General features: G+C 70.0%; 17 protein-coding genes. 8 read left to right on the top strand and 9 right to left on the bottom strand.

The window, feature by feature from the left end; all coding sequences use genetic code 11:
* Window positions 1-23 precede the first annotated feature (23 nt).
* From F0U63_RS41320 to fabI, 7 genes are all read right to left on the bottom strand, one after another.
* The gene (locus F0U63_RS41320) at window positions 24-1,094 is read right to left on the bottom strand and encodes a chemotaxis protein CheB (RefSeq protein WP_395839286.1); all 1,071 of its coding nucleotides are present in this window, start codon (window positions 1,092-1,094) and stop codon (window positions 24-26) included.
* On the bottom strand, window positions 1,091-3,250 hold the full coding sequence (locus F0U63_RS41325; RefSeq protein ID WP_395839290.1) for a response regulator: 2,160 nt from the start codon (window positions 3,248-3,250) through the stop codon (window positions 1,091-1,093). Before F0U63_RS41325 ends, F0U63_RS41320 begins: the two co-directional genes overlap by 4 nt.
* Window positions 3,240-3,785: a chemotaxis protein CheW gene (locus F0U63_RS41330; RefSeq protein WP_395839292.1), complete on the bottom strand. Its 546-nt coding sequence runs from the start codon at window positions 3,783-3,785 to the stop codon at window positions 3,240-3,242. Before F0U63_RS41330 ends, F0U63_RS41325 begins: the two co-directional genes overlap by 11 nt.
* Window positions 3,782-4,996, bottom strand: a complete 1,215-nt coding sequence (locus F0U63_RS41335) for a CheR family methyltransferase (RefSeq protein ID WP_395839295.1) — start codon at window positions 4,994-4,996, stop codon at window positions 3,782-3,784. Before F0U63_RS41335 ends, F0U63_RS41330 begins: the two co-directional genes overlap by 4 nt.
* Window positions 4,993-5,850, bottom strand: a complete 858-nt coding sequence (locus tag F0U63_RS41340) for a response regulator (protein ID WP_395839298.1) — start codon at window positions 5,848-5,850, stop codon at window positions 4,993-4,995. Before F0U63_RS41340 ends, F0U63_RS41335 begins: the two co-directional genes overlap by 4 nt.
* 10 nt (window positions 5,851-5,860) lie before the next feature.
* Complete coding sequence (locus F0U63_RS41345; protein WP_002622982.1) at window positions 5,861-6,238, bottom strand: response regulator; 378 nt, start codon at window positions 6,236-6,238, stop codon at window positions 5,861-5,863.
* Between the two features lie 168 nt (window positions 6,239-6,406).
* The gene (fabI, locus tag F0U63_RS41350; protein WP_395839300.1) at window positions 6,407-7,225 is read right to left on the bottom strand and encodes an enoyl-ACP reductase FabI; all 819 of its coding nucleotides are present in this window, start codon (window positions 7,223-7,225) and stop codon (window positions 6,407-6,409) included.
* 259 nt (window positions 7,226-7,484) lie between these two features.
* Between fabI and F0U63_RS41355 the strand changes: the two genes are divergently transcribed.
* The 3 genes from F0U63_RS41355 to F0U63_RS41365 all read left to right on the top strand — a co-directional run bounded on the left by F0U63_RS41355 (window position 7,485) and on the right by F0U63_RS41365 (window position 11,934).
* Window positions 7,485-10,373 carry a 2-oxoglutarate dehydrogenase E1 component gene (locus F0U63_RS41355; RefSeq protein ID WP_395839302.1) on the top strand — a complete coding sequence of 963 codons (2,889 nt, stop codon included), beginning with the start codon at window positions 7,485-7,487 and terminating at the stop codon, window positions 10,371-10,373.
* Entirely contained in the window at window positions 10,363-11,577 is a 1,215-nt protein-coding gene (gene odhB, locus F0U63_RS41360; protein ID WP_395839304.1) for a 2-oxoglutarate dehydrogenase complex dihydrolipoyllysine-residue succinyltransferase, read from the top strand. The genes F0U63_RS41355 and odhB overlap by 11 nt, the downstream gene beginning before the upstream one ends.
* Window positions 11,578-11,727: 150 nt before the next feature.
* A complete protein-coding gene (locus tag F0U63_RS41365) occupies window positions 11,728-11,934 on the top strand; it encodes a cold-shock protein (RefSeq protein WP_395839306.1) in 207 nt (68 codons plus the stop codon).
* A gap of 107 nt (window positions 11,935-12,041) precedes the next feature.
* Here the strand turns inward: F0U63_RS41365 and F0U63_RS41370 are convergent, their stop codons facing one another.
* Window positions 12,042-14,255 carry a DPP IV N-terminal domain-containing protein gene (locus tag F0U63_RS41370; protein WP_395848507.1) on the bottom strand — a complete coding sequence of 738 codons (2,214 nt, stop codon included), beginning with the start codon at window positions 14,253-14,255 and terminating at the stop codon, window positions 12,042-12,044.
* 78 nt (window positions 14,256-14,333) lie between these two features.
* Here F0U63_RS41370 and F0U63_RS41375 point away from each other — a divergent pair, with 78 nt between their 5' ends.
* From F0U63_RS41375 to F0U63_RS41395, 5 genes are all read left to right on the top strand, one after another.
* Complete coding sequence (locus F0U63_RS41375) at window positions 14,334-15,101, top strand: hypothetical protein (protein ID WP_395839309.1); 768 nt, start codon at window positions 14,334-14,336, stop codon at window positions 15,099-15,101.
* A 179-nt stretch (window positions 15,102-15,280) separates the two neighbouring features.
* Window positions 15,281-17,098, top strand: coding sequence for a methyl-accepting chemotaxis protein (locus F0U63_RS41380; protein WP_395839311.1), 1,818 nt, complete (start codon window positions 15,281-15,283; stop codon window positions 17,096-17,098).
* A 45-nt stretch (window positions 17,099-17,143) separates the two neighbouring features.
* Window positions 17,144-17,719 carry a DUF4166 domain-containing protein gene (locus F0U63_RS41385; RefSeq protein ID WP_395839313.1) on the top strand — a complete coding sequence of 192 codons (576 nt, stop codon included), beginning with the start codon at window positions 17,144-17,146 and terminating at the stop codon, window positions 17,717-17,719.
* Complete coding sequence (locus F0U63_RS41390; RefSeq protein WP_395839315.1) at window positions 17,716-18,273, top strand: hypothetical protein; 558 nt, start codon at window positions 17,716-17,718, stop codon at window positions 18,271-18,273. Before F0U63_RS41385 ends, F0U63_RS41390 begins: the two co-directional genes overlap by 4 nt.
* Entirely contained in the window at window positions 18,270-18,689 is a 420-nt protein-coding gene (locus tag F0U63_RS41395) for a hypothetical protein (RefSeq protein ID WP_395839318.1), read from the top strand. The genes F0U63_RS41390 and F0U63_RS41395 overlap by 4 nt, the downstream gene beginning before the upstream one ends.
* Here F0U63_RS41395 and F0U63_RS41400 read toward each other — a convergent pair.
* Window positions 18,686-20,422, bottom strand: a complete 1,737-nt coding sequence (locus F0U63_RS41400) for a BamA/TamA family outer membrane protein (RefSeq protein ID WP_395839320.1) — start codon at window positions 20,420-20,422, stop codon at window positions 18,686-18,688. The genes F0U63_RS41395 and F0U63_RS41400 overlap by 4 nt on opposite strands.
* Window positions 20,423-20,564 lie beyond the last annotated feature (142 nt).

Genomic DNA, 20,564 nt, shown 5'->3' on the forward strand with positions numbered 1-20,564 from the left:
CTCAGCGAAGAAGGAAAAAGGGTTCAAACCACGCCCTCCGGACCGGGAGGGCGGTTCGGCATGGGACCGCGGCGGCAGCTCATGCGGATGATGTCGGGAATGGAGGACAGGGGAACGCCCCGGTCCGCCGCTTTCAGTTCCAGCGCCACCCGGGGCATGCCGAAGACGACGCACGTGGCCTCGTCCTGGGCGAAGGTGACGCCGCCCACCTTGCGGATGTCCAGCAGGCCGCGGGCGCCGTCCTCTCCCATGCCGGTGAGGACCCCTCCGCCAGCGCGACTGCCATAGGTGCGCGCCAGGGAGGACAACAGCAGATCTCCCGAGGGACAGGGCCCGCCGCGCGTGCGCGTCATGCGCACCACGCCGTTGCCCTCGATGGTCAGGTCGTGACCGTCCGCCGGGAAGTACACCTTGCCCGCCTCCACGCGCTCTCCCTCCCGGGCGATGACCACCTTGAGCGAGGTCACCTGGGAGAGCCAGCGCACCATGCCGGGGGTGAAGCCCTCGGTGATGTGCTGGGCGATGACGATGGGCACGGGCAGGTCCGCGGGCAGGCGCGAGAGCACCTCGGACAGGGCCGGCGGCCCGCCCGTGGAAGCGGCGATGCCGAGGATGTCCACCCGGGCGCCCGACACGGGCGGCGGCGGGCTGGAGACGCGCAGGCGCCGGGAGATGACGGGCACCTCCGCCATCAGACACACCGACTCGGCCAGCTGCCGGCCCCAGCGCCGCAGCTCCTCGCCGCTGATGACGCTCGGCTTGCCGATGAGCTCCAGGGCGCCCGCGCTCATCGCCTGGAAGCACACCTCCAGGTTGCGCTGGTCCGCCACGGCGCTCACCACCAGGACGCGCGCGGGCGCCTCGGCCATGATCGCCGCGATGGCCGCCGGGCCATCCAGGTCCGGCATGAGCAGATCCATGGTGATGACGTCCGGGCGCAACAGGCGCGCCAGCGTCACCGCCCGGCTTCCCGTGTTGGCGCGCCCCACCACCTCGATGCGCGGATCATCCGTCAGCAGGGCGCTGACGGCATCCGCCATGGTGGGCGAGTCATCCACCACGAGCACACGGATGGGCTCCTTCCCACCACTCATGCCCGGGCCCCCCTGCGGCTCATCACGTCCAGCACCTCGGAGAGCAGACGGCCCGCGGCGCACTCGCGCTTGCTCAGGTAGCCATCCGCTCCCGCCGCCAGGCCACGGGAACGCGCGCTCGCGCTGTCATTGGCCGACACGAGGATGACGGGAATGTCCCGCGTGTCCGGCTGCCCACGCAGGCGGGCGATGACCTCGGTGCCGTTCATCTCTTCCATTTCAAGGTCGCAGATGATCACGTCGTATTCTTCCGCCTGCAACCGCTCCAGGGCGCGCGCTCCACTGGCCGCCAGGTGGACGGTGAAGCCACCGGCCTCCAGCATGGCACGGTGCAGGGCGCGTGCGGTGAGGGAGTCGTCTACCACGAGCGCCCGGCGGCTCGTCGGCATGGCGACCGTCTGGGGGGCGGTGTCGGTCACCACCCAACCGGGGCGAAGGATGAGCAGCAGCTCGCCGCGGCTGAGGATGGCGGCGCCCTGGTAGGAGGGCACTTCGCGCACCTCGGCGGGCAGCGGACGGATGACCAGGTCCCGGTCTCCGACCACCGCGTCCACGGCGAGCGCCATGCGCTTGCCGCCGCTCTGCACGATGATGAGGGGCTGGCCCTCGGAGGGAGGCGCCGCGGCGCGCAGGCCCATGCGGGCGCCCAGGTCGGTCACCGGCACGAGCTGGCCGTTGTAGTCCAGCTGCGTCCTGTTGCGGCCGATGCGCAGGTTCTCCGCGGTGGCCAGCTGGGTGGACTCCACCGCCAGCATGGGCAGACCCACCGAGGCGTCGATGGCGCGCACCGTGAGCACCGGCGAGCTGCCCAGCTCCATGGGGATGGTGAGCACGAAGCGCGTGCCACTGCCCTTGGTGCTCAGCACCTCGATGCGGCCCTGCATGGACTCCACCGCGGCGCGCACCGCGTCCAGGCCCACGCCGCGGCCCGACGTGTCCGTCACGTCCGTGCGGGTGCTGAAGCCGGGGCGGAAGATGAGGTCGCGGATCTGCGTCTCATGCATGCGCGCGCCCTCGTCCGCGGTGATGAGGCCCTTGCGCTCGGCCGACGCGCGCACCGCCGCCACGTCGATGCCGCGCCCATCGTCGATGAGCTCCAGAAAGAGGATGTTGCCCTGCTGCTCCACGCGCAGCGTGAGGGCGCCCTCGTGGTGCTTGCCCGCGCGCTCGCGCTCGTCGGGCATCTCGATGCCGTGGTCCACCGCGTTGCGCAACAGGTGCACCATGGCGCCCCGGAGCTTCTCGAGCAGCCGGCGGTCCAGCGACACTTCCGCGCCCACCACCGACAGGCGCGAGGACTTGCCGAGCTGGCGCGACAGGTCGCGCACCATGCGCTGCAAGGGCTCGAGGATGGTGCGCACCGGACGCGTGGTGATGGACTTGAGGCCCTCCTCCAGGCTGTCCACGATGTCCGACGCCTCGTGGCCGTCCGCGCGCACGCCCGCCGTCACCGACGCCAGCGTCGCGCGTGCCCGGGCCGTGGGCGCCAGCAGCTCGCGCGCCGACAGCAGCTCCACCACCTTGCCGATGTCGCGCAACCGGTCTTCCAGGCGCATGCGGAACTCGCGCAGGCGCTCCACCTCGCGCATGAGCGCCGTCACCTGGTGCGAGGCCACGCGCCAGCCCGCGTCCACGTCCTCGTCCGCCATGGCCGCGCTGGCGGCGGCGGCGGTGGCGTTCGCGGCGGAAGCGGTGGAGGGCGCGCTCGCGCTCGCGGAAGCGGCCGGGGTGGCCGCCGCGGCCTCCTCCGGAGGAGGCGCATCCGCTACGAGCTGGGCCAGGGCGGCCGCGGGATCCGGCAGCGCGTCGCCGCGGCCGTCCGCGTGGGCCTGGGCCCGCAGGAGGAAGAGATCCAACCCGTGCAGCAGCAGGTCCACCAGCGGCCGCGGCATGGGCTTGATGTCCTTGCGCAGCGGCGCGAGGGCATCCTCCAGCTTGTGCGCGATGGAGCTCAGGTCCTGCAGCCCGAGGCTGGCGGCGCTGCCCTTGAGGGTGTGCAGGTGGCGCGCCAGACGCGTGTACACCTTGCCCAGGGCCTCGTTGTCCAAGCCCTCCCGCTCCAGCTCGAGCAGGTCCAAGGTGACCTTCTGACAGACTTCCTGCGCCTCGGACGAGAAGCCCGCCACGAGGCTCTGCAGCATGGGGTCAACCGACATTGCGTGTCCCGGAAGTGCTCGCGAACAGGCGCGGCAGATCGATGAGGTGGATGACTTGACGCGAGCCGCTCATGAGCACCTGCGTCACCGGGCCCTCGGATTGCGCGCGAGCCGCCTCGACCGCCGTGGTGGGCATGCTCAGCGGACGGGGGATGGCCTCGCAGTCCAGGGCGCACAGCTCTCCGTCACCCCGCTCCACCACGAGCAACACGGCGGGATCCTGCCGCCAGCCATGGCCGCCCAGGAGCGCGGCGAGACTGAGCGCGGCGAGCACCTGGCCCTGATAGCGCAGCACGCCGATGACGTGCGGCTGGGACAGGGGCACCGGCGTCACCAGGCGCAGGGGCAGCGCCGCGCGCAGCGAGTCCAGGGGGATGGCGTAGCGCTCCTCGCCCAGGGGGAACTCGGCCACCATGAGCACGGACTCGTCGGTGGTGTTGTCGGAGCGTCCGCGCAGACGGTTCGCGCGCTCGTCCAGGAGGGTACGGACCTCCTGGTCCTGAACCTCCTCGGGGCCTCGGGGGGTGGATGTCATTCGATGGATCCCAACGTGAGGAAGGCGTCGGCGGACGCCCTGTAGAAGCGGGCAGGCAGCGGCTCAGGCCCCTCGACGACCTGATCCGGAGGGAGTCGCGCGGCACAATCGCGCACGTTGTGCATGAGCGCGAAGGCCGCTTCTCGCGCCCCGGCCCGCTCACGCAGCAGAGCCAACTCCAACATGCCCGGCAGATAGTCCCGGAACTGTTGCAGCAGGGCCTCCAGGGTGCTGGCCGCGCCGGACTCGTCGCCGCCCTCGATGCGCTGCAGCGCCTCGGTGTGCAGGCTCACCGGAGAGGGAGCGGGCGGCGCGGGAGCCGGAGGGGGCGGCGGCACGCGAAGGGCGATCTTCGGAGGCTCGGGAGGCGGAGGCTTGGGTGGGGGCGCCAGTTCCTGGGGCGTCGGGCGGCGGAAGGCCTGCAGTTCAGGAGGCCCCACCCGCACCAGCCCCGCCGGCGCGTTGTCCATCTCCACCGTGCCCAGCAGCAGGTAACCACCCGGCACGAGCACCCGCGCCAGATGGCGCACGGCCTGATGCACCGCCTCGGGCGAGAAGTACGTGAGCACGTTGCGGCAGAAGATGACGTCGAACTGGCCGTGCTTCTCGGCCAGGGGCTCCAACAGGTTCGACTGGGCGAAGTGGGTGACGGCGCGCACCGAATCGATGACGCTCACCCGGCCCTCGGCCGTCTCCTGGTAGACGGGGTACAGCAGCGGACCCGACTCGCGGCGCGACCAGTTGCCGTACACGCCCCGGCGGGCGAACGCCAGACGGCCCTCGTGCAAGTCCGTGCCAAGCACCTCGACCTGCACCCCCGGCGTCACCATGTTCAGAAGACACGCGGCGATCGAATAGGATTCCTCGCCCGAGGCGCATCCCGCGCTCCAGGCCCGCATCGTCATGGTGCCCCGGCGCATCGCCGCGGACACCGCCTCGGTCGCCAGGAAACGGAACTGCTCCGGGTGGCGGAAGAAGTACGTCTCTCCCACCAGCACCGCGTCGAGCAGCGCCCGCTCGAACGCGGAGCCCGGCCGGTGCATCTCCGCCATCAGCTCCGAGGGCGAACGGCCCCGCGACAGTTCCATGCGCACGACGCGATCCACCGCCGTGGGTGAGATGGCCGTGTCCCGGAAGCCCGTGCACGACGCGACGAACTCCCGCGCCCGCTCGAACACCAGCTGTGAATCCACCCCCACACCTCCACTCATGCGCTACGCGCCGGACGGAGCACGTCCACCGCCTCGCGCAAGAGTTCCTGCGTGGCGAATGCCTTGGGATCGAAGATGGGAACCGAGCGGTCTCCGCTGCGCAGCATGCCCATGAGGGCATCGCGCAGCTCTCCGTGGCCGACACCGCCCACGCGCTCGCGCCGCTCGATGTCCGAGGCCGCATACTCCTCGGGGTCCTGCACCGCGTCCACGCTCAGCGCCAGCTGCACCCCGCCGAGCTCCAGGATGACCAGCTTGCGCTCCTCGACGGGCTCGCGGTGATCCACCTCGAGCCGGCGAGCCAGGTCCAGCACGCACACCGGCTGGCCCCGCAGCTCGAAGAACTCGGAGATGTAGCCCGGCCCCAGGGGCAGGGGGCGCGTGGTGGGCTGGAGGATGACCTGACGCACGCTCTCCAGGGGGATCGCGAACTCCAGGCCACCCACCGACAGCCGCAACAGGGCCAGCGAGCCCGCGCGTGCCCGGCGCCGCGCGTTCTCCAGCGCGTTCTCCACCGCGCTCAAGAGCTCGTCGGCCCGGAAGGGCTTGGACAGGAACAGCTCCGCGCCCAGCGCCAGGCAGGACTCCGCCCGGCTCGTCTCCGAGGAGATGATGATGACCGGGATGTCGGCGGTGGTCGGCTCCGCCTTCACCCGCTTGAGCACCTCGTCCCCGTCCATCTCCGGCATGGACAGGTCCAACAGGATGGCGGCCGGCTGGACCCGGGCCACCTTCTCCAGGGCCTCCCGGCCATTGCTCGCCGTGTTCAGCGCGTAATGGCCGGAGAGGATGGCGCGCTCGAGCGCGAGGATGGCATCACTGTCATCGACAAGGAGCAGGGACGGAAGGCTCACGGCTCGACGCTCAATTCTGGGTGAGGAATTTACGCACGGTTTCCGTCAGGTCGTGATGGGAAACCGGCTTGTTGATGAAGGCATTGGCTCCGGCTTCGACACCGCGCTGACGCAGGTCGCCGCCGCGCTCACCCGTGAGCAGGATGACGGGCACATCGCGAACCTGAGACAGCGGGCTCGCTCGGACCTGCTTCACGAAAGTGATGCCGTCCATACCAGGCATATTGATATCGGCGATGACGAGCTTGACCGGCACCAGCCGGAGGAGCTGCAACGCCCGTGTCGCGTCTTCCGCTTCGACGAACCCCATCTTCAAATTCATGAGGTAGATCTTGAGGATGTTGCGAACGGTCGGGCTGTCATCCACGAGGAGGATGTTGGCGCTCAAACCCAGGGCTCCGCCCGGGCCACGAAGTTTCGGGACCCGGTTGAAGGAAACGTTGGAGACTGTACCGTGACCTCGCCTCTCAGCAAAAGCCGGGGGGGGTCGAAACATGGAATTCGGGGGGAGGAGTGAGCTTCTCCCGCCGCACAGCAATCAACCAGCCGAGGGTGATCAGCCCGGCTGGCCGCTCTCCTCCTTTTCGTCCTCATGAGGGTCCACCGGCGGAGCACCGATCGCATGATAGCCGCCGTCCACATGAATCATCTCCCCCGTGGTGGAGGGCATCCAATCCGACAGGAGCGCGCAAGCCGTCCGCGTCACCGCATCATGGCTGTTGCGCGCGTCCCACCCCAGAGGGGCCTGACGACCCCACCCCTGCTGGAGGGATTTGAACCCGGGAATGCCCTTGGCCGCCACCGTGGCCAGCGGCCCGGCCGCCAGAGCGTTGACCCGGATACCCTTGGGCCCCAGATCCCGCGCCAGATAGCGCACCGCGGACTCCAGGCCCGCCTTGCACACGCCCATCCAGTCGTAGATGGGCCAGGCCACCCGGTTGTCGAAGTCCAGCGCGACGATGGAGCCACCCTTGGACATCAGGGGCAGCACCGCCACGGCCAGTTCCTTCAGGGAGAAGGTCGAGATGCGGAACGCCGTCTGGACACTCTCCCAGGGGGTGTTGAGGAAGTTTCCACCCAGGGCGTTCTCGGGAGCGAAGGCGATGGCGTGGAGCACGCCGTCCACCCGGCCCCAGCGCTGGCGCAGCGCCTCGGTAAGGGCGGGAAAGTGCTCGGGGTTGGACACGTCCAACTCCAGCACCTCGGTGCCCTCCTTGAGCCGCTTGGCGCTGCGCTCGGTGAGCGAGCGCGCCCGGCCGAACCCGGTGAGGATGATCTCCGCGCCCTGCTCCAACGCGTGCTCGGCGACGCCGTAGGCGATGGACTGGGGAGTGAGAACTCCGGTGATGAGGAGCTTCTTGCCCTGCAGCAACATGCGAAGGCCTTTCTGACGAAAGAAAGTGAGAGTCCCAGGGGGTTTACCACTCCCCGAGGCCCGGGTAAGCCAGGAAGACGTCCGAATCCGGCGGCCCCCGGGCCGGCCAGCGGTCATCTAGAGGTGAAGTTGTGCTCACGCCGCGCATGAAACCTGCTGTTCCTGGGGACCCCAATCGTAGGCGCGGGCGAGGGCACTCCCAATAAATCTTGCCGAAAACCCCCCAACGGGGCGGCCTTCCAGTAAAAGACAGCACGCCATGGCGAATTTCCAGGACTCGTATCTTTCTGGTGGAAACATCGACTTCATCGAGGGGCTCTACGCGCGCTACCTCGAGGACGCGTCCAGTGTGGACGCGAGCTGGCGCGAGGTGTTCGAGCGCACCAACGGCGCCGGTCGCCCCATCTTCAACCCCACGCCCATCGAGCCGCCCGCCCCCGTGGTGCCGGGCAAGGATGGCAAGGACGGCAAGCCGGGCAAGAACGCCCCCGTCGCCGCCCAGGCGCTCGCCCCGCAGACCCGGCCCACGGTGGCCTTCGAGCAGGACATGAAGCTGCAGGCCCGGGTGGATCAGGCGATCTCCGCCTTCCGCCTGCGCGGCCACCTGCGCGCCAACCTGGATCCGCTCCGCCGGCCGCGCCCGTCCCTGGAGCACGTGGCCGACGTGGGCATGGTGGACGACAACCACTTCACCCCCGCCGAACTCGAGCAGCTGGTGGAGAGCTTCAGCGTCTTCCCCGAGGCGCGCGTCAAGCTCAAGGATCTGCTCGGGCGGCTGCGCCGCACGTACACGGGCTCCATCGGCGTGGAGTTCATGCAGATGCTCGACAGCGAGCGGCGCCGCTGGCTGATGAAGCGCATGGAGTACACCGAGAACCGCACCGAGTTCCCGGTGGAGGAGCAGCGCCACATCCTCACCAAGCTCTCCTACGCCGAGGGCTTCGAGAACTTCCTGCACACCAAGTACATCGGCGCCAAGCGCTTCGCGCTCGATGGCGGCGAGGCGCTCGTGCCCATGATGGACGCGCTGCTCGAGGTGGGCGGCGGCATGGGCCTCAAGGAAGTCGTCATCGGCATGGCCCACCGCGGCCGCCTCAACGTGCTGACGAACATCCTGGGCAAGAAGCCGGATCAGATCTTCAGCGAGTTCGACGGTCCGCAGGATCCCAAGAAGCACATGGGCCGGGGCGACGTGAAGTACCACATGGGCTTCAGCTCGGACCACACCACGCGCGGCGGCCAGGGCATCCACCTGTCGCTGGCCTTCAACCCCAGCCACCTGGAGGCCGTCAACCCGGTGGTGGAGGGGCGCGTGCGCGCCAAGCAGGATCGCAGCGGGGACGGCTCGCGCACCCGGGTGATGCCGGTGCTCATCCACGGCGACGCGGCCTTCATCGGCCAGGGCGTGGTGGCCGAGACGCTCAACCTCTCGCGGCTGCAGGGCTACGAGACGGGCGGCACCGTGCACCTGGTCATCAACAACCAGGTGGGCTTCACCACCGACCCTGAGGAGTCGCGCAGCTCCATCTACTCCACCGCGCTCGCGCAGATGCTCGACGTGCCCGTCTTCCACGTGAACGGGGACGACCCCGAGGCGTGCGTGCACATCGGGCGGCTGGCGGCCGAGTACCGGCAGACGTTCAAGAGCGACGTGGTCGTGGACCTCGTGTGCTACCGGCGCTACGGGCACAACGAGGGCGATGAGCCGTCGTTCACCCAGCCGGAGATGTACGAGATCATCCGCAAGCACCCGACGGTGCGCACGCTCTACGCGCAGCAGCTCGCCAGCCAGGGCCGGGTGTCCGCCGAGGAGGCCGAGGCCCTCAAGCAGCGCTGCATGCAGGAGTTCGACGCGGCGCTCAGCCGCGCCCGCGCGGAGAGCCAGTTCAAGGAGCCCAACGCGCTCGACGGCCTGTGGAAGCCCTACAAGGGTGGACCCGAGGCGGGCGTGCCCGAGGTGCGCACCGCGGTGGACAAGGAGACCTTGCGCGGCATGCTCGGCAAGCTCGCCCACGTCCCCGAGGGCTTCAACATCCACCGCGACGTGGAGCGCACCGTCATCAAGAAGCGCCAGGCCATGGTGCAGACCGAGGAGCTGCAGTGGAGCGAGGGCGAGTCGCTCGCCTACGCCACCCTGCTGTCCGAGGGCTACGTCGTCCGGCTGAGCGGGCAGGACGTGGAGCGCGGCACCTTCAGCCACCGCCACGCCGTGCTCCACGACGTGCAGACGGGCAAGGAGTTCGTGCCGCTCAACCAGTTCCCCACCGGCAAGGCCCGCTTCGACATCCACAACAGCCCGCTGTCGGAGATGGGCGTGCTGGGCTTCGAGTACGGCTACAGCCTGGACGTGCCGGACGGCCTCACCATCTGGGAGGCCCAGTTCGGTGACTTCGCCAACGGCGCGCAGATCATCATCGACCAGTTCATCGCCGCGGGTGAGAGCAAGTGGCGGCGGCTCAGCGGCATCACGCTGCTGTTGCCCCACGGCTACGAGGGCCAGGGCCCCGAGCACTCCAGCGCCCGGCTCGAGCGCTTCCTGAACCTGTCGGCCGAGGACAACATCCAGGTCGTCTACCCCACCACGCCCGCGCAGATCTTCCACCTGCTGCGCCGCCAGGTGCTGCGCCCCCTGCGCAAGCCGCTCGTGGTCATGTCGCCCAAGAGCATGCTGCGTCTGCCCGAGGCCACGAGCAAGCTGGACGAGCTCGCCACGGGCTCCTTCCAGGAGGTCATCGCCGACAAGGTGGACCCCGCGGGCGTGACCCGGCTGCTGTTGTGCTCGGGCAAGGTCTACTACGACCTCGTCAAGGAGCGCGACGCGCGCAAGGACACCTCCATCGCCATCGTGCGCGTGGAGCAGCTCTACCCCTTCCCCTTCGACGAACTGTCGGGCCTGCTGGCGAAGATGCCCAAGCTCACCGAGCTGTTCTGGGTCCAGGAGGAGCCGCGCAACTCGGGTGCCTGGCACTTCATCTTCCCCCGCCTGCACGACCTCGTCGCCACCCGGGGACAGAATCCGGTGAAGTTGGGCTACATCGGCCGCGCGGAGGCCGCCAGCCCCGCCACCGGCTTCACCCAGACGCACAAACTGGAGCAGCAGCTCATCGTGGAGGAAGCCATCCTCCGAGGAACCAAGAATGGCCGTTGAATTGAAAGTCCCGCCCCTGGGCGAGTCCATCACCGAAGCCGTCGTCGGCAAGTGGAACAAGAAGAAGGGTGAGTCCGTCTCCGCGGACGAGCCCCTCGTCGTCCTGGAGACCGACAAGGTCACCATCGACGTGCCCGCTCCCGCCGCCGGCGCCATCGCCACCATCGCCTTCAAGGAGGGCGACAAGGTGCGCGTGGGTGATGTGCTCGGCACCATCGAGGCCGGTGGCAGCGCCAGCGCCTCGGCTCCCGCGCCGCAAGCCGCCGCCGCGCCCGCTCCCGCCCCCGCCGCCGCGCCCGCCCCGAGCGCCGCCGCCGACACGCGCATCACGCCCACCGCCCGGAAGATCGTCGAGGAGAACAACCTCGACGTCGCCCAGCTCAAGGGCAGCGGCACCGGTGGCCGCATCATGAAGGAGGACGCGCTCGGCCAGCTCAGCCGTCCGGCCGCCGAGCCCGCGCGCGCTCCGGCCCCCGCCGCTCCCTCCGGCCCCCGCCCCCGCGCGGACCGCGAGGAGCGCGTGAAGATGACGCCCCTGCGCCGCCGCGTCGCCGAGCGCCTGCTGCAGGCCCAGTCCAACGCCGCCATCCTCACCACCTTCAACGAGGTGGACATGGGCGAGGTGATGGATCTGCGCAAGCAGTACAACGAGAAGTTCCAGGCCAAGCACGGCGTGAAGCTCGGCTTCATGAGCTTCTTCGTGCGCGCCGCCATCGAGGCGCTCAAGACCTTCCCCCAGGTCAACGCGGAGATCGACGGCGAGGACGTCGTCTTCAAGCGCTACTACGACATCGGCGTGGCGGTGAGCGGCTCGCGCGGACTCGTGGTGCCCGTGCTGCGCGACGCCGACACCCTGTCGCTCGCCGACATGGAGAAGAAGATCGGTGACTTCGGCGTCCGCGCCAAGAACGACAAGCTCACCCTGAACGATCTGCAGGGCGGCACCTTCACCATCTCCAACGGGGGCACCTTCGGCTCCATGCTCTCCACCCCCATCCTCAACCCGCCCCAGACGGGCATCCTGGGGATGCACAACATCGTGGAGCGCCCCGTGGCCCGCAACGGCCAGGTCGTCATCCGGCCCATCATGTACCTCGCCCTCTCCTACGACCATCGCCTCATCGATGGCCGCGAGGCGGTGCAGTTCCTCGTGCGCATCAAGGACTGCATCGAGGATCCCACTCGGCTCCTGCTGGAAATTTGAAACACCGTCAGACGCCACTAGTCCGGAAAACGGGGTAGCCGACTAGACAGCCCTTCGGCTGCCCGCCAAAAATATCCGGAGTCACCCGACGGACGGGGGACGGGCAACGAACCGGTCTCGATGAGACCGGTTCCTGACGAGGAAGCATCAATGGCAACTGGCACCGTGAAGTGGTTCAACGACGCGAAGGGCTTCGGATTCATCGTGCAGGACTCGGGGGGTGAGGACGTGTTCTGTCACCACACCGCGATCAACATGGATGGGTTCCGCACCCTCGCCGAGGGGCAGAAGGTGGAGTTCGAGGTGTCGCGCGGCCCCAAGGGCCTGCAGGCGCAGAACGTGCGCGCCAGCACCTGAAAGCCCCCAGCCACTGCTCACGGCAGATGGCCTGAAGACAGAAGGCCCGGCCCCTCGTGAGAGGAGCCGGGCCTTCTGCTTTCCACGAGGGTGCGTGAAGCGGCCGCCTACGGCTGGAGGTGGCGCTTGAAGTGGCCCATCACCCACTCGTACTGGCGCTGGGTGACGAGCGGATCCGGCACCATGTGCGTCAGCCCGCTGAGCGGCAACAGCTCGTGGTACTTGCCCGCGCGGAAGAGCGCGTCGGACAGCTTGAGCGTGTGGAAGAAGTACACGTTGTCATCCGCGGTGCCGTGGATGAGCAGCAGCTTGGAGAGGGGCTTGTCCGCGTCGCGCGCGTAGGTGAGCAGGGAGCTCTTCTCGTAGGCCTCGGGGTGCTGCTGCGGCAGCCCCAGGTAGCGCTCGGTGTAGTGGGTGTCGTAGTCGAGCCAGTCCACCACGGGCGCCCCGGACACGGCCGCCTTGAAGACGTCCGGACGCTTGAGCGCGGCGAGCGCGGCCATGTAGCCACCGAAGCTCCAGCCCTCGATACCCACGCGGGCCTCGTCCACCTCGGGCACCACGGCGGCGAGCGCGTGGACGGCACTGGCCTGGTCCTCCAGCGTCACGCCGGAGAAGTCCAGGTGCACCGCGCGCTGCCACTGCGCGCCCCTGAGCGGCGTGCCCCGGCCATCGAAGCGGGCGATGAGGAAGCCCTGGTCCGCCATCCACTGCGACAGCAGGTGCGGCGCCATGCTCTTGTGGACGACGGTGACGGTGGGGCCCGCGTACACCTCGACGATGACGGGCAGCTTCTCTCCCGGCTTCGCGTCCCGCGGGCGCACCAGCGAGGACTGGAACATCAACGGGCCCAGCTCGCGGTACTCCACGCGCGGCGTGAAGGGCGGCTCCACGGCCACCGAGGGCAGCTCCCCCACCCGCGAGCCATCCGCGCGCGCCACGTAGGTGCGCGGCATCGACGTGGGGCTCGAGTGGGTGAAGAGCAGCAGCGCGCCCGACTTGGACACCGTCCCCGTCTCCACGGCCTCGCCCGTGGTGCCCGGACGCACCTGCTCCGGGGCTCCGCCGTCCTTCACGCGCCACAGGTAGCTCTCGGAAGGAATGGGCCCGCCGTTGAAGTAGAGCACGCCCTCCTTCTCCACGTAGCGCACGAACTCGCGCAGGCCCGCCTCCGGCTTCACGAGCGAGCGCGTGAGGGAGCCGTCCGCGCCGCGCAGCTCCACCTCGGGACCGCCGTTGCGCTCCGTGTACCAGAGGAAGCCCGAGCCATCCTCGAGCCACAGCGGGAAGGCCTGCTCCAGCTCGAGCCAGGCGTCATCCTTCTCCGTGAGCAGCTCGCGCGTGGTGCCGTTGGCCGGATCCACCGCGAGCAGCTTCTGCTCCGTCTGGGTGCGGTTCTGCACGAGCAGCGTGAGCGGCCCCTTCTTCGGCCACACCACCGTGGCGAGGTACGGGTAGGCCTGCGCGTCCCACTTCACCCAGACCGTGTTGCCTCCCCCGACGGGGATGACGCCCAGGCGCACCTTGGCGTTCTCCTTGCCCGGGCGGGGATAGGCCGGGGTGTCCGCGCCCCGCTCGGGGTGCATCACGTCGATGAGCGAGAGCTTCTCCACGCCCGATGTGTCCGACTCCGTGTACGCGATGAAGCGCGCGTCCGGGCTCCACCACCAGCCGGAGTAGCGGCGCATCTCCTCCTGGGCGACGAACTCGGCCAGGCCATGGGTGAGCAGGGGCGAGCCCCCCTTGGTGACCCGGCGCTCCGTGTTGGTGGCCAGCTCCAGGCGGTACACGTCGTTGTCGCGCACGTACGCCACGTGCTTGCCGTCCGGGGAGAAGCGCGGATCCACGACGCCCTCGCCCGTCTTGAGCTCCAGGGACTTTCCGCTCGCGCGCTCCACCAGGTAGAGCTTGCCGGACAGCGGCACGAGGATGTTCGAGCCGTCCTCGGACAACTGGTACGAGGTGAAGCCCCGGGCGCTCACGCGCATGCGCTCGCGGCGGGCCTTCTCCTCGGGGGACAGCGTCTCCTCGGCCCCCTTGAGGATGGACTCGGGGGTGAGCACCTCCCGGGCCTCGCCGCTCGCCACGTCGAAGGCGAACAGCGTCTGGATGGGCGCGCGGGGCTGGCCGCGCAGGAAGAGCACGGTCTTCTCGTCGGGGGTGATGCGGGCGGCCAGGGGACGGCCACTCATGAAGCGGCGCGTCTCGGCGTAGTCACGCAGGAAGGTGTCGGGGACGGAGGGCATGGGCTTGGTCGGGGGGTGCTGGGTCAATGCGGGAGCGCAGGAGACGAGCAACGCGGCGGCGAGCAGGAGTCGCATGGGAGCAAGGCGCATGGGAAGCAGGGCCATTCTTCCTTTGGGGGGAAAGGCGCGCGCAGCCTACACTCCCGTCGGCTCATGGACGATTCCCAGCGACACCTGCGTCTGGCGGGCATCATCCGGCTGGCGCTCGGTGGCGGGCGGGGGCCGAGAGATGCCTTCGTGTTCGATCCGCACCGGCTGGCGCTCCCCGCCTGGGCCTGTGCTCTGGGCGAGGACGGGCCCCCGGCGCTGCTCGTGACGTTGGACCGGCACCTGGACCTGGTGGTGCCGGCGGCGCCCGCGGCGGTACCGGATCGCTCCGCGGGGCTGCGCGCGCTGGATGAACACGCGCGCTGGCACCTGGACGTGCGCAACTACGATCACGTGCTGGCGGCCATGGAGGCGGGACTCGTGGGCGACGCCCTGGTGCTCGCGCGGGCAACCCCCCGCGGCGCATCCACGGCGGAGCACTACGTCGACACGCGGGGGCGCTCGCACCGCCTGGTGGTGGTGCCCACGGTGGACCGGGCGGCGGAGGCCTGGGCCTCGCCCGCGCCGGGAGACCGCGTGCGCGAGGTGCTCGAGGCCGCCGAGCGGGTGCTGCTGGACGTGGACCTGGACTGCTTCACGAGCCTGAGCGACGCGGACCCCACCACCGTGCTGCCCTGGCCCCGGGACATCATCCGGGAGTACCTGCTCCCACCCGACTCGGAGCCCTTCTGGGAGGCCGTCCTGGGCCGCTGCGTCGCGCTGACCCTGGCCCGGGAGCCCCATCACTGTGGGGGACTGCTCGCCTCCGGCAGGCTCTTCCAGGACGTGGCCGAGGTGCTCTTCCGCGAGTTGCTGCGCACCGAGCCCCCCTGACGCCCGCTCCGAGCCCGCGCCCAGAAGCCCTCCTTTTCAGGCCCCTGACCCAGCTGGCGACCAAGTCGGGACTTCCCGGTTAACATCCGCCCAGCAGGAGAGTATTCAAGCAGCCATGGGCGGCCCCGGGCGCGTCCCTGTCTTACCCGCCCCTCTCTCTGGGAGAATGACCCGGTCTCATGAACGGCTCACACCCGCAGACGGTCATCCCTCCGCAGCTTCCTCACCGGGTGTTCCTCGTCATGGCGACGTGGAGCGCCCTCTTCTCGCCCGTCACCGCCTACCTGTTCGCGCTGGCGCTCGGGCTGTCGGCCGAGGAGATGTCCTGGAGCCTGCGCTACCTGCTGCCCCTCTTCATCCTGCTGGGTGCCGTGGGCGTGCCCTGGCTCATCGCGTTTCCGCAGCTGCAGCGCAACCTGGGCACGCGCCCCGGAGAGGAGCCCCACGCCTACCTCGTGCGCCTGTACAAGCTGCCCTGGAAGCTGTCGTTGCTGTGCGGCCAGGGCAGTCAGTTGCTCGGCGGTCTGCTCTTCAGCCTGATCCTCGTGGTGCGCTTCCACAAGGATCCGCTCCTGCTCGGGGCCGAGTGCCTCATCGCCGTCACCCTCGGGTATGCGATGGCCCTGCCCGCCGCCCTGCAGATCGAGTCGCTGTTGATGCCCTCGCTGCTCGAGGAGCGGGATCGGCTGCGGCTGCGCACCCAGAGCAGGGGCCCGTCCTGGATGCGCCAGAGCTGGCATCTGCCCTTCACGATCGGCTCCGTGGTGGTGAGCGCCCTGCTCATCATGGGCCTGCTGCTCATCACGCAGACCGTCGCGCTGCGCGACGAGCGGATGAAGGCGCTCTTGAGCGATCCGACCCTCTCCGCGGCCCAGGCCGAGCGGATCGCCCAACACCTGGGCGGCTTCGTCGACAGTCAGGCGTCCCTGCTGGGGCCGCCCCTGATCGCCCTGGGACTGTTCGCCCTGATCATGTCCATGTTCACCACCTGGATGCTGGCCCGGCGCCAGTCCCAGGCCACCACCGCGCTCCGGGCGGCCATCCAGGGACTGGCCAATGGGGCTCCGGTGGCGCCCGCGTGGGCCTCCACCGATGAGCTGGGCGATGTCGCCACCGAGATGGCCATCGCCCTGGACAAGCTCCAGGAGATCCCCACCCGCCTGCAGGCCTCGGCCAGTCTGCTGCTCGCCGCGAGCACCGGGCTCGGCTCCGCGAGCAACCAGCAGCGCCAGCGCCTGTCGGAACAGGCCGCCGTGCTCCAGCAGGCCCAGCTCACCTCCGAGGAGATCCGCACCACCTCCGAGCTCGCCTCCCACAAGGCCGAGAGCGTGCTCAGCGTCGCCGGCCACGCCGAACAGCTCGGCCAGTACGGGGAACAGGCCCTCGAGCGCACCTTGATGGGCTTGAGCACCATCGGCGACTTCGTGGATGGCATCCGCGGCAAGGTGCTGCGCCTGCAGGAGAGCGCCACGCAGATCGCCCACATCGCCGTCACCGTGAAGGACCTGGCCGACCAGTCGCACCTGCTCGCGCTCAACGCCTCCATCGAGGCGGCCCGCGCGGGAGACCAGGGCGCGGGCTTCGCCGTGGTGGCCAGTGAGATCCGCAAGCTGGCCGATCAGACCATCCGGGAGAACGCCCTCATCCGCAAGAGCCTGCTGGACATCGGCACCGCCATCCGGGACGTGGTCTCCATGAGCGAGCAGGGCGCCCTCCAGGTCGAGGGTGGCCTCGAGCGGGTGAAGACCTCGGGCAACAACCTGCGCGAGATGTCGCTCATCATCCAGGAGAACGCCGCGGCCGTGCGGCAGATCGCCGCCGCGGTGAACCAGCAGAACGCGGGCATCACCCACATCTTCAACGCCATCGCCCACCTGTCTTCCGGCATGGACGAGACGATGAAGCGCCTGGACACGACGCTCCAGGCCACCGAGACGCTCCAGGCCGTCACCCGCGAAGTGACGGAGATCGCCCGCCGCTACCAGCTCCACCGCTAACCACGCGGGCCCGCTCCACGCGAGCACTCCGAGGGGGGAGGTTCCATGATCGCCGCACCCGCCGTCCCCGAGGCACTCCCGCCGCCCTCGCTCTACGCCCAGTTGCTGGGCCCGGACTGGCAACGGCTGCCCCCCCGGGTGCGCCAGCTCCACTCCGAGGGCCTCGCCCGCGGGCGCTTCCACGTGCGCCGGGCTCCGGGCCTGCTCGCCGCCCTGATGGGATGGCTCTTGCGGCTGCCCCCAGCGGGCGAGGACGTGCCCACCCGGCTCGTGGTCCGGCGCGAGGGCGCCCTCCAGTTCTGGGAACGCGCCTTCGGCGGTCATGCGCTCGTCACGAGTCAACACGTCTGGCCCGGAGGACTGCTCGCGGAGCGGCTCGGCGCCGTGGCGTGCGTCTTCCGCCTGCGCATCGAGGGCCAGGGCCTGCGCTACGAGCAGGTGGGCGCCTGGGTGTGCCTCGGGGCCTGGAGCCTGCGGCTGCCCCGTCTGCTCTCGCCCCGCATCGAGGCCGAGGCCCTCGACGCCCCCGAGGGAATGCGCGTGCACGTGCGCATCGGAGCGCCATTGATGGGCCGGCTGCTGTCCTACGAAGGTTGGGTATGCCCCGAGGAGACCCCATGAGCACGGCGCTGTGGCTGCTCGCCGTCCAGGGCGTGCTGGGCGCGTTCGACACGCTCTACTACCACGAGTGGAAGGCCCGGCTGCCCGCGCACGTCCCCGGCACCCGCCCCGAGCTGCTCCTGCACGCCGCGCGCGACTTCTTCTACGCGCTCCTCTTCGGCACCCTGCCCTGGCTCGCATGGCGGGGCCTCTGGGCCGCCGTGCTCGCGCTCATCATCGCCGCGGAGATCCTCATCACGCTCGCGGACTTCGTGGTGGAGGACCGGGTGCGCCGGCCACTCGGAGGCATCCTCCCCGGCGAGCGCTGCACCCACGCGGTGATGGGCATCCTCTACGGCGCGGTGCTCGCCCATCTCCTGCCCGCGCTGCTCGACGCCTGGGACCTGCCCACCCAGCTCGCCTTCGCCCCCCTCCCCCTCCCCGAGCCCCTGCGCGTCCTGCTCGGCCTCATGGCGGTGGGCGTGTTCGGCTCGGGCGTGCGCGACCTCGCCGCCGCGCTCGGAGTGCCGGGCAGTCACTGGCCCTGGCCCGCCCAACCCGAGGTCCGGCCATGAAGCGGCGCGCCTTCCACCGCGCCGTGTTCCTCCTCGCGGCCGTCTACAACCTCCTCTGGGGACTGCTCGCGGCGGTGGACCCGCAGTGGCTCTTCCGCTTCGCGGACATGCCGCCGCTCAACCAGCCCGCCCTCTTCGCCTGCCTGGGCATGGTCATCGGCGTGTACGGCCTGCTCTACGCTGAGGTCGCCCGGCGGCCCGAGCACGGCTTCGCGCTCGCGGCGGTGGGTCTGCTGGGCAAGGTGCTCGGGCCCATCGGACTCGCGGGGCTCATCCTGCGCGGAGAGTGGCCCCCGGCGACGCTCGTGCTCTGCCTCACCAACGACTTCATCTGGTGGGTGCCCTTCTCGCTCTACCTGTGGGACGCATGGCCCGGCTACCGCCGCACCTTCGTCCCCGGGCCGCACGAAGGTTAGAGGGGCGAGTCCAGGAACGAGGGCCGGAACTCCGTCACCTGGCCGCCGCTGAAGGAGAAGCGCCCGCCCACGGGAGGACGCTCGCCGTTGAGCACGTAGCCGAAGTCCAGGCGGAACGGGAAGGTGTTGAACTGGGGGAAGAGCAGCCGCACGCCCAGCCCCACCGTGTGCACGACGCTCGGCGCCTCGTCGAACGCCGTGCCTGCGTCGTAGAAGAGCACTCCTCCCAGGTGCACCGTGTAGAGCACGAGCGGCCGCGTGCGGTACTCCAGGTTGAGCAGCGCCATGCGCTTGCCCGAGTACGCCTCGGGGGACGCCCCGCGCAGGCCATTGCCACCCCCGAGCAACAACACGCGCTCGTTCAGGTCATCGCGGTTCACGTCCAGCAGCGCCCGCGCCACGAAGCGCCCCCCGAGCACCTTGGGCGACACCTGCTGCACCTCCGTGGCCCAGCGGCGGTTGGCCCATTCGCCCCCGGCCTCCCCGCCGAGCCAGCGGCGGATGGAGGCGGCGGTGGCCACGCTGGTGAGCGCGTCCCCCAGGCGCACGCGGTAGCGCGCGGTGACGCCCACCTCGGCGAAGCTGCTGGACGAGGCCAGGAGCGCGGGCGCGTAGCGCGCCGTGGCCGTGACGTAGGGGCCCACCTGGAAGTCCTCGGAGAGGGCGTAGGAGTCCACGTCGCGCATCACCTCGTAGCGCGTCTCCCAGAAACGCGCGTAGGCGAGCACGTACGTCGCGTCCTCGCTGCGCGGCAGCAGCGTATCGCGCAGCCACGCCCGCCGCGCCTCGTCCAGGTCCGCGTCCGCCGGAGCCCCATAGCGCCGGTGGTACGCACCCAGCCCCCCGCCCGCGTCCAGCTTGAAGCGCGAGCCCCAGGAGCGCAGGTACAGCGTGCTGCCGCTCAGCTCGCGGGCGTCGTAGATGTAGGGCACCGTGCCGCCCTCGGGATAGGGCAACTGCCACACGTCCGCGCCCCGGAAGACGCGCACCGGCTGCACGCGCCACACCACCTGCGCCTGGAAGCTCCACGGCGTGCTCAACGAGTACAGGGGCCGCGACAGGAGCACGCTGCCCCGGGAGCCCTCGGGCTGGCCCGAGCGCGCGAGGATGACGGCGGCGCTCTCGGTGAGTGACCAGCGGCTGCCCCCCAGGCGAGGGTCCACGTACGTCTGCCCCAGGCTCAGCGAGTCGCGGCGCAGCTGGAAATCCAGCGCGACCTTCTTGTTGAGCCCGAGGAAGTTCTGCTCCGTGGCCTGCAGGCGCAGCGACTGCACGAGCGCGCCCACCAGTTGGAAGTCCTGGTTGAGCCGCAGCGACCACAAGTCCTTGGTGATGATGAGCAGGGACACCCCGTCGGGAGCACGGCCCCGCACGGGCACCACCCGCACCACCGCGAAGATGCCCAGGCGGCGCAGGTTGCGCGCCGTCTCCAGGGCGAGCGTGGGCGAGTACGGCTCCCCCGGCGTGAGGAGCACCTCGCGCCGGATGACCTGCTCGCGCGTGCGCACATGGAACACGTTGAGCAGGGACGGGTACGGGTCACTCGGGGCGACGACGTCCTCGCTCGCCACCTCCACGGACTCCAGGCGCTTGCCCTCGGGCTCCGGCTCCAGCGTCCACCCGCGCTGCTCCAACCCCCAGCGCACGAGCGCGTCCTCGTAGCCCTCCCCTCCCACGGGTGGATCCGCCATCAGCAGGGACGCGGCGAGCAGGGCGGGCCAGACGGACGGCATGTTCTCATCCTGTCACGCTCCCCCTTCACCGAATACGGTAGTGAACAGCTCCAGACCCCGGGGGGTGAGGGGGGATTCCCCCAGGCGTCCAGAATGGAGACAGTGGGCCCGCCGAGAGTGGGTCTCCGCAAGGTCCGGACGC

Origin of the sequence: Cystobacter fuscus, assembly GCF_044360685.1 — a bacterium.
GTDB lineage: Bacteria > Myxococcota > Myxococcia > Myxococcales > Myxococcaceae > Cystobacter > Cystobacter fuscus_C.

Excerpts from the sequence above, each read along its gene's own strand:
- F0U63_RS41365 (WP_395839306.1), top strand. The coding sequence starts at position 11,728 with ATGGCAACTGGCACCGTGAAGTGGTTCAACGACGCGAAGGGCTTCGGA.
- F0U63_RS41335 (WP_395839295.1), bottom strand. The coding sequence starts at position 4,996 with ATGAGTGGAGGTGTGGGGGTGGATTCACAGCTGGTGTTCGAGCGGGCG.
- F0U63_RS41330 (WP_395839292.1), bottom strand. The coding sequence starts at position 3,785 with ATGACATCCACCCCCCGAGGCCCCGAGGAGGTTCAGGACCAGGAGGTC.
- F0U63_RS41320 (WP_395839286.1), bottom strand. The coding sequence starts at position 1,094 with ATGAGTGGTGGGAAGGAGCCCATCCGTGTGCTCGTGGTGGATGACTCG.
- F0U63_RS41395 (WP_395839318.1), top strand. The coding sequence starts at position 18,270 with ATGAAGCGGCGCGCCTTCCACCGCGCCGTGTTCCTCCTCGCGGCCGTC.
- F0U63_RS41390 (WP_395839315.1), top strand. The coding sequence starts at position 17,716 with ATGAGCACGGCGCTGTGGCTGCTCGCCGTCCAGGGCGTGCTGGGCGCG.
- fabI (WP_395839300.1), bottom strand. The coding sequence starts at position 7,225 with ATGTTGCTGCAGGGCAAGAAGCTCCTCATCACCGGAGTTCTCACTCCC.
- F0U63_RS41370 (WP_395848507.1), bottom strand. The coding sequence starts at position 14,255 with ATGCGACTCCTGCTCGCCGCCGCGTTGCTCGTCTCCTGCGCTCCCGCA.
- F0U63_RS41380 (WP_395839311.1), top strand. The coding sequence starts at position 15,281 with ATGAACGGCTCACACCCGCAGACGGTCATCCCTCCGCAGCTTCCTCAC.
- F0U63_RS41325 (WP_395839290.1), bottom strand. The coding sequence starts at position 3,250 with ATGTCGGTTGACCCCATGCTGCAGAGCCTCGTGGCGGGCTTCTCGTCC.
- odhB (WP_395839304.1), top strand. The coding sequence starts at position 10,363 with ATGGCCGTTGAATTGAAAGTCCCGCCCCTGGGCGAGTCCATCACCGAA.
- F0U63_RS41400 (WP_395839320.1), bottom strand. The coding sequence starts at position 20,422 with ATGCCGTCCGTCTGGCCCGCCCTGCTCGCCGCGTCCCTGCTGATGGCG.
- F0U63_RS41355 (WP_395839302.1), top strand. The coding sequence starts at position 7,485 with ATGGCGAATTTCCAGGACTCGTATCTTTCTGGTGGAAACATCGACTTC.
- F0U63_RS41375 (WP_395839309.1), top strand. The coding sequence starts at position 14,334 with ATGGACGATTCCCAGCGACACCTGCGTCTGGCGGGCATCATCCGGCTG.
- F0U63_RS41385 (WP_395839313.1), top strand. The coding sequence starts at position 17,144 with ATGATCGCCGCACCCGCCGTCCCCGAGGCACTCCCGCCGCCCTCGCTC.